Raw genomic sequence first — 14,318 nt, forward strand, 5'->3', positions numbered from 1 at the left:
CCTTATTGTTCATTTCAATTATTTAGTTCGACACTTTTGATTCTTCAATTTTCTCACGAAGAACCATTTGCAGAATACCACCGTGACGGTAGTAATCAATTTCAACTTCACTATCGAAACGAGCTACTACTTCAAATTGTTTTTCGTTGCCATCTAAATCAGTTGCAACTACTTTTACAAGATCACGTGGTCTAACTGATTTGTCGATTTGAATTTCAAATGACTCGTTACCAACAAGACCTAACGTTTCAGCACTTTCGCCATCTTTAAATTGAAGTGGTAATACACCCATTAACACTAAGTTACTGCGGTGAATACGTTCGAAGCTTTCTGCGATTACTGCTTTAATACCTAATAAGTTAGTACCTTTCGCAGCCCAGTCACGAGAACTTCCCATACCATAATCTTTACCAGCAACAACTAGAAGACCTGTGCCATCTTCTTTATATTTCATAGCAGCATCATAGATTGATGTTACTTCACCAGTCGGCCAGTATGTTGTATATCCGCCTTCTGTTCCTGGTGCAATTTGGTTTTTAATACGGATGTTCGCGAATGTACCACGCATCATAACTTCATGGTTACCACGACGAGAACCGTAAGAGTTAAAGTCAACTGGTTGTACGCCGTTTTCTAATAAGTAGCGTCCAGCTGGTGTGTGCTTACCGATTGAACCTGCTGGTGAAATGTGGTCTGTCGTTACAGAGTCACCAAATTTACCAACTACACGTAAGCCTGATAACGTTTCAACTTCACCTGGTTCTTTAGATAAACCTTCAAAGAATGGTGGGTTTTGAATGTATGTTGAATCATTATCCCAAGTATATAAAGCTTCGTTTGAAGTTTGGATTTCATTCCAACGCTCATTGCTGTTAAATACTTGTGCATATTCTTTCTTGAACAGTTCAGATGTAACAACGCTTTGAACTACATCTTCAATTTCTTTAGCTGATGGCCAAATATCGTTGAAGTAAACAGCATTGCCATTTGCATCTTTACCGATTTCATCATTTTTCAGGTCAATATCAACAGTACCTGCAAGTGCATATGCCACAACAAGTGGTGGTGATGCTAAGTAGTTTGCTTTTACAAGTGGATGAATACGACCTTCAAAGTTACGGTTACCAGATAAAACAGATGTTACTAGTAAGTCGTTTGCTGCGATTGCTTCTTCTAATTCTGGCGCTAATGGACCAGAGTTACCGATACAAGTCGTACAGCCGTAACCAACTGTTTGGAAACCTAATTGATCTAAATATGTTGTTAAACCAGACTTATCTAAGTACTCTGTAACAACTTTAGATCCTGGTGCTAATGATGTTTTTACATACTCAGGTACTACAAGTCCTTTTTCAATTGCTTTCTTCGCAACTAGACCTGCTCCAATTAATACGTATGGGTTTGATGTATTTGTACAGCTTGTAATTGCTGCGATTGCAATTGCACCTGTTTTCATCGTTACTTCTTTATCTTCTAATGTAACCTTCACTTCTTTATCGAACTCTTGCTCATTAAATCCAAGTCCTTGTGTTCCAACTGGTGCTACAACAGCTTTATGGAACGCATCTTTCATATCTGAAAGTGGAATTAAATCTTGTGGGCGTTTCGGTCCAGAAAGGTTAGATTCAATTGTATTTAAATCAATTTCAACAAGATCAGTATAGATTGGATCTTTACTGTCTGCTGTATAGAATAAACCGTTCGCTTTACAGTATTCTTCAACAACGCGAATTTGTTCTTCATCTCTACCTGTTAAACGTAAGTATTCTAATGAAATATCATCGATTGGGAAGAATCCACAAGTTGCGCCGTATTCTGGTGCCATATTTGAAATTGTTGCACGGTCAGCTAAAGGCATGCTCTTTAGTCCATTACCGAAGAACTCAACAAATTTACCAACTACACCTTTTTGACGTAATACTTGTGTTACTTTTAATGCAACGTCTGTCGCTGTAGTACCACTTGGAAGTGTACCAGTTAATTTCACACCGATTACTTCAGGTACTGGGAAGTATGAAGGCTGTCCAAGCATTCCTGCTTCTGCTTCAATACCACCAACGCCCCATCCAAGAACGCCGATACCGTTAATCATTGTTGTATGTGAGTCTGTTCCAACTAATGAATCTGGGTATGCAACTAAGTCACCTTCAGCATTTTTCACAGCATGAACAACTGGTGCTAAATATTCAAGGTTTACTTGGTGTACAATACCTGTAGCTGGTGGAACCGCACGGTAGTTATCAAATGATTTCTGTGCCCAGCTTAAAAATTTATAACGTTCTTCATTACGTTTAAACTCTAAGTCCATGTTGAATGCAAGCGCGTCTGCCGTACCCGCTCTATCAACCTGTACAGAGTGGTCAATTACAAGGTCTACAGTAATTTCAGGATTAATTTTGTCAGGATCTCCGCCCATGTCTGCCATTGCTTTACGAAGCGAAGCCAAATCAACAACAGCTGGAACACCAGTGAAATCTTGTAAAATTACACGAGATGGTTTAAATGGAACATCGATATCTTGAACATCTTTCGTTCCCCATTTCGCTAAATTTGTAACATGCTCTTCTGTGATTACACGTCCGTCTACTTGACGAAGTACTGATTCAAGTAAAACTTTCACGGAATATGGTAATTGAGATACGTTGCCAACCCCTGCATTTTCAAGCGCTTTCAAATCATAATAATGATACGTTTTTCCATCTACTTCAAAAGTTGCACGTGATTGAAATGGATTATGTTTGACCATTATGTTTCCCCCCTGTTAAACGTGACTAAGTTGTCTGAATATAAAATGTAGACAAACTTTTCAATACCTTACGATAATATCTTATTACAACTTTCTAAATAAGTAAATAATAAGAAACTTATAGATTATCATAAGTTTTCTTTATGTTTCTAAATTTGAATAGCTTTCATGCTCCTTATGAATACTATTATCATAAAGTAAAGTGCTCTATCCGCGGTTTACTTACAGTTCGTACATACTATGAACTGCTCATCATTCAACATACAAAAAATGTTATAGAGGTGAAATAAAATGGGTAAAAGAAAAGCAAATCATACTATTTCAGGAATGAATGCTACATCTGCACAAGGACAAGGAACTGGTTACAATGAAGAATTTGCAAACGAGCCTTTAACTCCAGCAGAGCGACAAAATAATAAGAAACGTAAAAAGAACCAGTAAAGAAAAATCCCAAAAGGTCTATTTTCCTTTTGGGATTTTTTCTAATGTTTATAACGTAGTAATTCCGAAACCGTTACAAATCGATAGCCCTGCTTTTTCAGTTCAGGTAAAATTTTTGCTAGTGCCGCTACCGTTTGACTACGATCATTTCCTCCATCATGTAACAATACAATATCGCCACTTTTAGCATTTTTCACTACATGATTTACAATGGATTCAACCCCTGGATTTGCCCAATCACGTGGATCTTGATGCCACGACCATAGAACAGTTTGATAACCAGCTTCTTTCGCTGTTTTAAATACAGCGTCGTTAATATATCCGCCAGGAGGACGGAATAACAAAGGTTCTTTCACCCATTTTTCAAAAAATTTCTTTCCATCTAAAATATCATTTTCTAATTTTTCATCTGATGAATTACTCGCATACAAATGATTCATCGTATGATTTCCAATTTCATGTCCCTCTTTTAACACTTGTTTCACTAAATATGGATTGCGCTGAACTCGAAATCCAATCATAAAAAATGTCGCTTCAGCCTTATATTGACGTAATAAATCTAAAACTTGTGGTGTATACGTTGGATCTGGTCCATCATCAAATGTAATTGCAATAATTTTTTCATTATTAGGTACTTCCCATGTTACATAACCAGTTGGTTCTAACTCTTTTCTGAGCAACATTTTCGCTTCCACTTTTTCCACTTGAAATATATGTACTGCACATAGCAAAGAAAAAACTAATAGAAAAATTTTCTGTTTTAGCATAACGTTTACTAAAGCAGCAAGGTTGTCGAATAAACAACAACCTCATTTACTTTTCTAATTGATCTACATTTCGCATTATATTTTGGAGATTATTTTCATATTGCTCAAGTTGTGGACGTTGTGTTTCTGAAGCTACCTCTAGTGCATTTTGAATTTGTTCATATGCTTCCTGAACCTCTTGGCGTAATTCTTTTAAATCATGACCGTAGTTTGGATCATTTTTCACAATGTTGTTAAATGCATTTTCTGCTTGTGTAACGCCTTGCTGCGCTGCTTGAAACGCTTGTTGTTTATCTTTATGATATGGCATTATATAATCCCCTTTCTGTAATAGTTAGTCCCAATTATCTTTACCTTTTTTTCTAAAAACATTCTCGTATAAATTTGCAAACTTCTCTCATTCTAAAGAGGAAGAGGAGGTGTCACATACCATGGGAAAAAACAATCGTGAAGCGAAAGAAAAAAAAGGACAACCTGAACCATTAAGCGGATCTCATAAAGTAAAAAACCGTAACCATTCACGCCAAAAACATCATGCGCATCATGATATGTAAAACAAAAAGTGCACACTAGCTATCTTTTCCACATACAATGTTTATATTTTTCCATTTATTCTTCACCCCTAATTCATTCATGCATAACATAGTATGAATTGAGATTTTACGGAGGGTGTCTTACATGGGCAAGAAAAAGAAGGATTGTCTTTTTCATGTTGATGGTTTCGAAGAATGGATGGATCAATTTTGTTCTGACTCTTGTAGTAACTTTAGTTTCCCAAATCAAATTCATATTGACCTTTGCGAAACGGAACAAGAATACATTTTGGAAACAGATGTACCAAATGTAACTGAACAAAATGTAGTCATTAAAAAGATGAAGACAGGCCTAACCATTTGCATACTTCATAATAATATTTCTTTACAGCGGATCATTCCTTTACCCGATAATATTATTTATAAGAAGATGCTAGCCTGCTTAGAAAATGGATATTTAGCCATTCATATTTCCAAAAATGAAGTTGCTGATAAGCATGAAATGAAAGTTCTTTTTTCAAATTAAGAGTTAATATAATACACACTAAGCCCCAGTTGGTTACTGGGGCTTATGTTATTTCGCATGCATTTCTATATTAGAATTTCTATCATATCTTTTTTTCGATAAACCTTTTGTAACTAAAAGCACAGGAAATGCCACAGTTGAAAATATAGCTAGTGCTGAAAATACTGCAAACCCATTTTGGTACCCGTAGTAATCGAGAAGTACTCCTCCAAACCACGGACCTATTACTGCTCCAATTCCCGAAAAACCCATCGCACCGAAGTATGTTCCTTTTAGATGCGCAACAGCAATATCATCAATAAATACATCCGTCATCGAAAACATTAAGACTTCTCCAATTGTAAAAATAATTGTACAAACGGCAGCACCTAGCATAGATTCTACTATTCCAAAGCCAAATAATCCCCCGCTCACAAATAAAGTCCCAACCATAATTGATGTTAACGGTGTATACTTTTTGCACATTTGAATAACAGGGTATTGGATAATCACTACAACAATTGCATTTAAAGCGAGCATATATGAGAATAGCTTCACCCCATCCTCAAATATATGTGCATTTGCAAAATATTGAGATACTGTCGTCGTTAAATGTGAAAAACCGCAATTACTCAAAATAATACCGACTAAAGCAACTAAAAATACTATATCTTTTCGCAATATACGCATTGCATTTAACATTGTAACAGGTTTTTCTGTACTCACTTTCTTTTTTTCCATTGGATACTTCTTAAATTGGAACGCTAATATAGCTGTATATAGAATATATACCCCAGCTGCTACTAAAAAAGGAATTGTTGATTTTGCACTTCCAATCTGTAATCCAACAATTGGTCCAATAGCAACTCCAACATTTATTGCACCGTATCGTAAGTTATAGACGAGTAACCGATACTCAGGCTTTGTTAAATCTGATAATAATGCTCTTGATGTTGGCTCAAAAAACGACCTACATAATCCATTTAAAGCGTTTAATAAAAAGAAACTTAAAACATGATCCGCAAGTGAAAAACCTATAAACACAAAAATCCAAACGATCATGGACCAGAGCATAATTGTTTTCCGGCCAAATCGATCTGATAAATTCCCTCCGATAAAACTAGCAAAAACACCAACAAGTGCACTCGTTCCGATAATAGCACCAGTCATTCCAGCTGATACACCTTTAACAGTCGTTAAATAAATCGCTAAAAAAGGGATACTCATTGAAGTTGCAAACCTAGCAAACAATGTCCCTAAAATAATACTCATTCCAAGCGGATGAATATGCTGTAGCTTCCCCTTCATCGTTAAACCTACTCTCTCTATTTTCACAAAAAAAAGAAAGCAAAGGATCTGCTTTCTTTTCCTTTTTCTATACTTGAGCTGTTGATACCCGAGTTGTTCTCGTTATGTCCATATCAATTCCATATGTGAACTGTAATTCTTTACACACATCTTTAATTAAGATTGCGACATTATACTTTTCATTAAATTGTAAAACTATGTTTTCTACTTCTTCATATGTATACTTATATTCCCCTGTAATGACACTTTTTAGATCAAAGCATTCGTTAATACAAAGTTGTACAAGTAGCTGGTCATATTTCTCTATTACATCTTCTTTCTTCCAAAGTAACTCTTTTACATATAACCGATCAAACTTCACACTTTCTCGATTACAATCCGTTAAAATCCGGGTCATTTCATTTAATTCTCGATATAATTCAGAAATATTTCTGCTTAAACTAAGCAGTTTATCTACGCCGTTTTCATATAACATATTCATTCCACCCCCGCATTTTCTTTTTCTTATTATAGCAAGAAAATTCTAAAAATAGTTTCTTTCTTCTGAAATATTAGGAAACTAATTTCAATTGCTTTACAATGAAACTAGTTAATGCGGGAGGAGAAAGAAAATTGGAGCACAAATTATATTACACTGACGCTTATAAGCAAGACTTTACTACTAAAATTATAAAGCAAGATTATGATAAAGACGGTAACTTATACGTTGTTTTGAATGAAACAGCATTTTATCCGACAGGTGGCGGACAACCATATGATACTGGTACATTAAATGATATCAATGTAATCAATGTAGAAGAGATAAACGGCGAAATTCGTCACTACATTGCAGAACAATTACATACAGAAGACGTAGAAGGTAAAATCAATTGGGATCGCCGTTTTGATCATATGCAACAACATGCAGCTCAGCACATTTTATCTGCTGCTTTTTGGGACCATTTTAACATGCCTACAATTGGATTCCATCTTGGTAAAGAAACAGTAACAATTGATTTAGAAACAGAAAATCTTCATGCAGAAACGGTTGAAAAAGCAATACAAATTGCAAACAAAATTGTTTTTGAAAACCATCCAATCCGCATCCAGTGGATGAACTTAGAAGAAGCGAAAAGGTTGCCCCTTCGTAAAGAACCGACTATGACAGAAAATATACGCGTTGTTATGATCGAAAACTTTGACTACAACGGCTGTGGTGGAACGCATCCGAAACGAACTGGTGAAGTTGGTCCTATTCAAGTACTAGGATGGGAGCGCAATAAAGGTGGTATACGCTTAACGTTTATCGCTGGTTGGCGTACACTTAAATTAATGGGACAACAGCAACAAATTATGAAAAATGTTTCTAAACAATTAAACAGTAGCGAAACTGATATTCCAGCAAAAGTGGCGCAACTGCTTACTTCTCAAAAAGAAAACGAAAAAGCAATACAAACAATGAATGAAAAATTATTATTTGCAGAGGCAAATGAACTACTTCAACACCCTACGGAAATACATGCCGGCATACTTATTTCTAAAGTATTTACAAATCGTTCTATGCAAGAAATCGCAAAGCTTTCCGCTATTATTACAGAACAACAAGAGCATGCAATTACGTATTTCGTCATCGAAAATGATGACAAACTACAATGTATTCTCGCTTGCGGAAAATCAGTATCGCTCGATATGAATGCTCTTTTAAAAGATGCTCTTCCTACAATCGAAGGAAAAGGTGGCGGAAATAAAAAGAGTGCCCGCGGTGGCGGGAAAGCAATTATGAGTGGAGATGAATTTTTAAATCAGCTTGTTTCTTCTTTACAGTCAGCAGTTTAAAACATGTTATGAAGGATAGCGAAAGGCTATCCTTCCCCCTATATTTACAGACCTATATTTTGTTTCAAACCTTGATAACTCCCTGCATTTACAAAACCTTCACTTATAAGATTGATAAAAGTTTCCGAAAAACCATAATGACTTAAATCTTTAATCGGCACCATTTGCACATCATGAATTGGATTATGATCAAACTCGTTAGAAGGTAGCATAATTTCACCTTCAATCCTTTTAAGCAAAAACGTTATATGTAATAAAGACGGGCGAGCATCTGGTTTATCACAAACATAGAGTAGCTTCTGAATGTTAACTTCTAACCCTGTCTCTTCTCTCATTTCTCGAATCATTGCTTCCTCTAACGTTTCGCCATTCTCCACTCTTCCTCCAGGTAAAGACCAATTCCTATTAGCAACTTTTTGCTTTACTAGCAATAATTTTTTACCTTCAATTAAAATTCCCGTAACACGAACTTGCATTACATTTTCCATATGTAATCTCCTCTTCCCATTATATTTACAAATTAACCCTTCCATAAAAAGAACATACGTTTTATAATTAAAGAAAATTATGGAAGAAAGTAGTTGTTACATTCATGCGTCCACCTTTAACAAAGTCTATATCAATTGAAGATTTCCAAAACTATTATTGGTTAAAAGCAGAACTCCAAACATTTTGTCGTGAGAATGGGTTGCCAGCTAGTGGCTCTAAGATCGAAATAACCGAGCGTATCTCACATTATTTAACTACTGGTAAAATATTAAAAAACAGCTCTGTTCAAAAGGTGAGTAAAGCTTCCCTATCCTATAAAGACCTTTCTCTTCAAACGATTATTACTAACAATCACCGCTGTAGCGAAGAGGTTCGTGCTTTTTTCAAAGAAAAAATCGGAGCAAACTTCCGCTTTACAGTAGCTCTTCAAAAGTTTTTTAAAGACAATGTTGGAAAAACATATGAAGACGCGGTAGCTTTTTGGCATGAAGAAAACAAACGAAAAAAAGACCCTGCATACAAAACAACTATCGGTGCACAATTTGAATACAATCGCTTTACTCGTGACTTTTTCGAAGATCCAAATAATAAAGGGAAAGCAAAAGCTGATGCGATTGCTGCTTGGAACGAAATGAAAGCGAAACCTGGTAGTAATGTTTATGTTCCTCAAAAAGTAGAAAACTAGTTACCTCGCTAGTCTTCTACTTTCTCAAATAATAGCGCAATCCCTATCCCGCCTCCAATTCCTAATGTAGCAATTCCATATTTCATAGACTCTCTTTGTGCCTGATAAAACAAACGTGTTACAAGCATAGCACCAGATGCGCCGTACGGATGACCGAGCGCAATTGCTCCACCATTTACATTTACTTTTTCGTACGGAATTTGTAACTCTTTTGCGCAAGCAACAACTTTTGAGGCGAATGCTTCATTTATTTCAAAATAATCGATGTCCTCTACTTTTACATTCATTTCGTTTAATAATTTGTTCACCGCAAATATCGGACCAGTCCCTGGAAGATTAGGATCCACTCCCACTACAGCACTACGAACGAAACGAAGGACAGGTTTATACCCTAATTTTCGGGCTTGTCCCTCTTCCATTACAAGAACAGCACATGCCCCATCATTTACACCACATGAATTACCTGCCGTCACTGTTCCATTTTGTAAAAATGCGGGCTTTGTTCTTTTAATGATTCGTTCATAATTCATTTCTGGCTTTATAGATTCATCTAATAATCCATTAAAAGAAAATATTTCATCATGTATATATCCTTTTTCTAACGCTTGCAGTGTCCGCTTATAACTAAGACAAGCATACTCGTCTTGCATTTCTCTCGTTATATTATAACGCTCCGCAACATATTCAGCCGCTACTCCCATGTCAGGATCACCAATTGTTTCAGGTGAAAATCGTGCTCTTTTTTGAAAAGGTGATGTACTTGTACTCTCTACTCCCCCGGCGATATAACACTTACCTGCCCCGCCTTGAATGAGATGACACGCAGTTCGAATTGCTTCTAAACCAGCACCACATTGCCGATCAATCGTTACACCAGGAATATGATAGCCAAGTCCCGCCTCTAAAGCAGATAGTCTCGCAACATTCCCTCCTGGCCCAACAACATTACCTAATATGACATCATCTATTTCCCTCTCAATCCCTTTACTTAAAAACGTAAGAAGCGGCGTTGTTAATTGCTGAACTTCATACTCTTTTAACATCCCATTCTTCTTACCAATAGGTGTTCTTTTCGCCTCTACAATAACTGCTCTATTCATATATTTTCTCCCGGTTTTCAATCATACTTTTTGCTTCCATACGAGCGATTTTCCCACTATTTGTATAAGGTATTCCATCTACAAAATGCCATTCTTTCGGTATTTTAAACGAGGATAATCGTTGTAAGCAAAAACTCTTTAATTGTTGTTTTGTAGCACTTCCTTTTACGATCGCGACCGGCTTTTCACCCCAGTAACTATCTTTCACACCAATTACAACTATTTCATCAACAGCTGGGTGTTCATGTAATACACTTTCTATTTCTTCTGGATAAATATTGATTCCTCCAAATAAAATCATATTCTTCTCTCTACCAACAATATATATGAAGCCTTCTTCATCTTCATAGCCTACATCTCGCACTGTCATCCAGCCTTCTGCATTCAACTCCCGTGTTAAAACCCCATCTATTATGTATCCCATAAAAAACTGATCACTTTTCACATAAACAGTTCCTATTTCACCTTTTTGTACTTCTTCGCCTACTTCATTACATATTCGAACTTGCACATTATGACAAGGTTTTCCTACTGAATTTGGCCTTCTTTCGCTTTCTGCATCGACTAGTGCTGTTACAAAACTTAACTCTGATGCACCATAAAATTCATATCTTTTCGCATAAGGAAATATATTCTTTATTTTTTCTTTCGCTTCAGCTTCCCATTTCGCTCCTGATGAAATAATTTTCATTTTATTTTCTATTAATCTATTTTCTTTATATAAAGATTCAAGCATTGTCGGAACTGTATACATAACCGATATATTTTTAGTTTCTAACTTATCTAATACTTGATTCGGAATGAACTTTCTCATAATGTGCACTGTTTGTCCTACATATAATGCACTTATTGCCCCGTATAAGAAAAGAGAATGAACGAGCGTCCCAGCTATTAAAATTGAATCCCCCCTTTTCATATGAAAGTCATGTACATTACAATCAAAACTATGAACCCACGATTGCTGTGCACGTAAAAATGCTTTTGCTGTTCCTGTTGATCCTGATGTAAATCCCATATAAAAAGGAGCATGTTGTACACTTTCTACAGTGGAATATGTAGGAAGATATTTCTCTATCATTCTTTTCCACTCATCAATTTCAATTACTCTTCCTTTTTCATCCAATAGATCATTCACCTTATATCGTTCTGTCACAATCATATCCGGATTACTAATTTCAATTCTTTCTCTGAGCTCATCTTGTTTCCACTTTATATCTAACGGAACACAAACCCACCCGGCCATAGCGGCACCAGAAAATAGTTGTAAAAACTCTATACGATTTTCTAATAGGATTGCTATCGTTTTATTCTTCGATTTTTTTTCATTTAACCAGCTTGCTACCTTACAAACTGATTCAAACCACTCTTTATATGTTAAAACTCTATCATTTTCCTTTATCGCTATTTTATTTGGTTGTAAAGAGGCATGCTTTTTATATTCTTTTGTAATCCCCATATGAGACGTCCTTTCTTTACAATAATAATAAAAAGAAACACGCAATTAACGTGTTTCTTCCCTTTATCATCCCGCATTTGTATATTTTCCATTCTTTAAAGCGGGCGTAATAATATGTTTCAATGAACGATGTAATTTTGTTACGAGAACTGCCGCAATAATTGCTTTTATACAATCCCCTGGTAAAAACACAGCACTCACTTTCATTATCTCCCATACAGAAACATCCATTAAGAACGCTTGTACAGTAATACCAAATACATAAACTACGAAAATACCACCAATTATATTAATACATAATACTTTTATAATAGAAACTTCACGTAAACGCTCAATTAAATAACCAATAACAAACGCCCCAATGATGTAACCAAGTAAATATCCTGCACTTGGTCCAACAAATACACCAAGGCCACCACGTCCACCAGCAAGCAATGGTGCTCCAACTCCTACAATAAGTAAGAAAATAAGCTGACTTAACGCACCTAGACGTGATCCTAACAACCCACCCGCAAGCATAACACCGAGTGATTGCAATGTAATTGGAACTGGTGTAATAGAAAGAGCAATCGGAGGTATTAACCCTAACACTCCCATAATAGAACTAAATAAAGCGACGAAAACTAAATTTTTTGTATTCATATTTGCTTCTCCTATTTGTAAACTTAAAATTGTTTTTAGATAACATATCACAAAAATTATATTATCTTTCCACCCCTCTTTTGTCAACCGTTAATGTATTAGAGTTTACAAATAGAAGTTCACTTATTTCTCTCTATGCAAATGCTCCAGTTCTTTCCGAAGCGCCTGTTTTAAAAACTTCCCAACAGATGTTTTCGGTATTTCTTCCATAAAGACAATATCGTCTGGCAACCACCACTTCGCAAACTGTGGTTTTAAAAACTCATATATTTCTTCTTTTGTAACCGTACTATTTTTCTTTTGAACAACGCAGGCAATTGGTCGCTCTTGCCACTGAGGGTGAGGAACTGCAACGACAGCCGCTTCAAATATAGCATCATGTGCCATTAAAGCATTTTCAAGATCGACCGAAGAAATCCATTCTCCCCCGCTTTTAATAACATCCTTCGTACGGTCAACAATTTTCACGCAACCTTCCTCATCCACTGTGACAACATCACCAGTATATAACCATCCATCGCGAAAACCTTCGACAGTACGATCATCGTTATAATAGCTTTCAGCGATCCAAGGTGCTCGTAAACATAATTCTCCCATCTCAGTACCATCCCACTTCACGTCACCATTTGTACCGACTACTTTCATCTCGACACCAGGTACAAGATATCCTTGTTTAGAGCGAATTTCTAGTTGCTCTTCATACGATACTTCCGTTTCATAACTTTTTAAACGCGCAAGTGTTACGAGTGGACTCGTTTCAGTCATACCATATGCATGTATGAACGGAACATTATGTTTCTGTTCAAATGCTTTAATAACACTTTTCGGCGCAGCTGCACCTCCGCATAGTATTCTCGTCATACTAGATAAATCGTAACTATTATTTTCTAACTCTTGTAATACGCCGAGCCAAATTGTCGGCACACCCGCAGCTAACGTCACTTTTTCTGATTGAATCATCTCTAATAAAATTTTCGGAGTAAACATCGGTCCTGGAAGAACTTGTTTTGACCCAAACCAAGTAGCAGCGAAAGGAAGTCCCCAAGCGTTCACATGGAACATCGGTACAATCGCCATTGCAGCATCACTTTCCGATAAAGCAGCTGTATCCGCTAAACCGAGTGCCATACAGTGTAATACAGTACTACGATGCGTATATACAACACCTTTCGGATTTCCTGTAGTCGCTGACGTATAACACATACCAGCTGGTGTATTTTCATCAATATCTTTTACAAATTGGAAATTTGGATCGCCTTCTTCTAATAGCTTTTCATAATGATATACAGGCTTCAGCGTAGTGTTTGGGAGTTCATCTTTATCAGTCATAATAATGTAAGCTTGTACAGTTGATAATTGTGATTGAATATTTTCAACAAGCGGTACGAGATCTTCATCTATAAGTAGAATTCGGTCTTCTGCGTGCTGAATAATATATGAAATATGTTGAGGAGATAAACGAATGTTAATTGTGTGCAAAACAGAAGCAATACCTGGAATAGCAAAATACGCTTCCACATGCCGATGATGGTTCCACGCTAATGTTCCTACACGTTCACCTTCTTTAATTCCAAGCTTTTTCAACGCACTGGAGAGTCTTCTCGTCCTTTCCCCTAACTGCTTATACGTTAACGTTGTAACTGTATCATGCGTCCGTGAAACAATTTCTTTCTTCGAAAACAGTTTCTCTGCTCTTTCCATCATAGAACTAATTGTTAGCGGTACATTCATCATCATATTGGTTATATCCCCCTTTAAAGCGTTTTCATTTTTTCGTTTATTATAACAGACTTCCGCAAATGATTACGACATTTTTCTGTATTTTCTGAAT

Annotated in this window: 15 protein-coding genes; 5 read left to right on the forward strand and 10 right to left on the reverse strand. The window is 36.3% G+C overall.

The window, feature by feature from the left end; all coding sequences use genetic code 11:
• Positions 1–22 precede the first annotated feature (22 nt).
• Positions 23–2,746, reverse strand: coding sequence for an aconitate hydratase AcnA (acnA, locus tag ACTFRU_RS06265; protein WP_000238564.1), 2,724 nt, complete (start codon positions 2,744–2,746; stop codon positions 23–25).
• Positions 2,747–3,037: 291 nt separating this feature from the next.
• On the opposite strand from acnA, the gene sspO reads away from it, so the two are divergent.
• On the forward strand, positions 3,038–3,187 hold the full coding sequence (gene sspO, locus ACTFRU_RS06270) for a small acid-soluble spore protein O (protein WP_000518058.1): 150 nt from the start codon (positions 3,038–3,040) through the stop codon (positions 3,185–3,187).
• A 41-nt stretch (positions 3,188–3,228) separates the two neighbouring features.
• Here the strand turns inward: sspO and pdaB are convergent, their stop codons facing one another.
• Together pdaB and ACTFRU_RS06280 are read right to left on the reverse strand one after the other, a co-directional pair.
• Positions 3,229–3,954 (reverse strand): polysaccharide deacetylase family sporulation protein PdaB, encoded by a 726-nt coding sequence (gene pdaB, locus ACTFRU_RS06275; RefSeq protein WP_061665781.1) that lies wholly within the window; start codon positions 3,952–3,954, stop codon positions 3,229–3,231.
• A 46-nt stretch (positions 3,955–4,000) separates the two neighbouring features.
• On the reverse strand, positions 4,001–4,264 hold the full coding sequence (locus ACTFRU_RS06280) for a hypothetical protein (RefSeq protein ID WP_001146295.1): 264 nt from the start codon (positions 4,262–4,264) through the stop codon (positions 4,001–4,003).
• A gap of 121 nt (positions 4,265–4,385) precedes the next feature.
• Between ACTFRU_RS06280 and ACTFRU_RS06285 the strand changes: the two genes are divergently transcribed.
• Positions 4,386–4,508 (forward strand): small acid-soluble spore protein P, encoded by a 123-nt coding sequence (locus tag ACTFRU_RS06285; protein WP_000517649.1) that lies wholly within the window; start codon positions 4,386–4,388, stop codon positions 4,506–4,508.
• Between the two features lie 124 nt (positions 4,509–4,632).
• Positions 4,633–5,013, forward strand: a complete 381-nt coding sequence (locus tag ACTFRU_RS06290) for an Hsp20/alpha crystallin family protein (RefSeq protein WP_000516749.1) — start codon at positions 4,633–4,635, stop codon at positions 5,011–5,013.
• 48 nt (positions 5,014–5,061) lie between these two features.
• On the opposite strand, the gene ACTFRU_RS06295 is transcribed toward ACTFRU_RS06290, so the two are convergent.
• Positions 5,062–6,300, reverse strand: coding sequence for an MDR family MFS transporter (locus ACTFRU_RS06295; RefSeq protein WP_000676812.1), 1,239 nt, complete (start codon positions 6,298–6,300; stop codon positions 5,062–5,064).
• Positions 6,301–6,367: 67 nt separating this feature from the next.
• Complete coding sequence (locus ACTFRU_RS06300; protein WP_000965149.1) at positions 6,368–6,775, reverse strand: hypothetical protein; 408 nt, start codon at positions 6,773–6,775, stop codon at positions 6,368–6,370.
• A 137-nt stretch (positions 6,776–6,912) separates the two neighbouring features.
• Here ACTFRU_RS06300 and ACTFRU_RS06305 point away from each other — a divergent pair, with 137 nt between their 5' ends.
• A complete protein-coding gene (locus ACTFRU_RS06305) occupies positions 6,913–8,115 on the forward strand; it encodes an alanyl-tRNA editing protein (protein ID WP_006927344.1) in 1,203 nt (400 codons plus the stop codon).
• Positions 8,116–8,159: 44 nt separating this feature from the next.
• Here ACTFRU_RS06305 and ACTFRU_RS06310 read toward each other — a convergent pair whose 3' ends face one another.
• On the reverse strand, positions 8,160–8,603 hold the full coding sequence (locus ACTFRU_RS06310; protein WP_000432587.1) for an NUDIX hydrolase: 444 nt from the start codon (positions 8,601–8,603) through the stop codon (positions 8,160–8,162).
• 104 nt (positions 8,604–8,707) lie between these two features.
• Here ACTFRU_RS06310 and ACTFRU_RS06315 point away from each other — a divergent pair, with 104 nt between their 5' ends.
• The gene (locus ACTFRU_RS06315; RefSeq protein ID WP_001247730.1) at positions 8,708–9,289 is read left to right on the forward strand and encodes a DUF6434 domain-containing protein; all 582 of its coding nucleotides are present in this window, start codon (positions 8,708–8,710) and stop codon (positions 9,287–9,289) included.
• A gap of 8 nt (positions 9,290–9,297) precedes the next feature.
• On the opposite strand, the gene ACTFRU_RS06320 is transcribed toward ACTFRU_RS06315, so the two are convergent.
• The 4 genes from ACTFRU_RS06320 to ACTFRU_RS06335 form a co-directional block, all read right to left on the reverse strand.
• Positions 9,298–10,389: an acetyl-CoA C-acyltransferase gene (locus ACTFRU_RS06320; RefSeq protein ID WP_001078005.1), complete on the reverse strand. Its 1,092-nt coding sequence runs from the start codon at positions 10,387–10,389 to the stop codon at positions 9,298–9,300.
• Positions 10,382–11,845: an acyl-CoA synthetase gene (locus ACTFRU_RS06325; protein ID WP_000513158.1), complete on the reverse strand. Its 1,464-nt coding sequence runs from the start codon at positions 11,843–11,845 to the stop codon at positions 10,382–10,384. The genes ACTFRU_RS06320 and ACTFRU_RS06325 overlap by 8 nt, the downstream gene beginning before the upstream one ends.
• Positions 11,846–11,911: 66 nt before the next feature.
• Positions 11,912–12,487 (reverse strand): biotin transporter BioY, encoded by a 576-nt coding sequence (locus tag ACTFRU_RS06330; RefSeq protein WP_001093333.1) that lies wholly within the window; start codon positions 12,485–12,487, stop codon positions 11,912–11,914.
• 123 nt (positions 12,488–12,610) lie between these two features.
• Positions 12,611–14,224 carry a long-chain fatty acid--CoA ligase gene (locus tag ACTFRU_RS06335; RefSeq protein WP_000980205.1) on the reverse strand — a complete coding sequence of 538 codons (1,614 nt, stop codon included), beginning with the start codon at positions 14,222–14,224 and terminating at the stop codon, positions 12,611–12,613.
• Positions 14,225–14,318: the final 94 nt, after the last annotated feature.

It is taken from the genome of Bacillus cereus group sp. MYBK220-1 (assembly GCF_051916445.1).
Taxonomy (GTDB): domain Bacteria; phylum Bacillota; class Bacilli; order Bacillales; family Bacillaceae_G; genus Bacillus_A; species Bacillus_A cereus.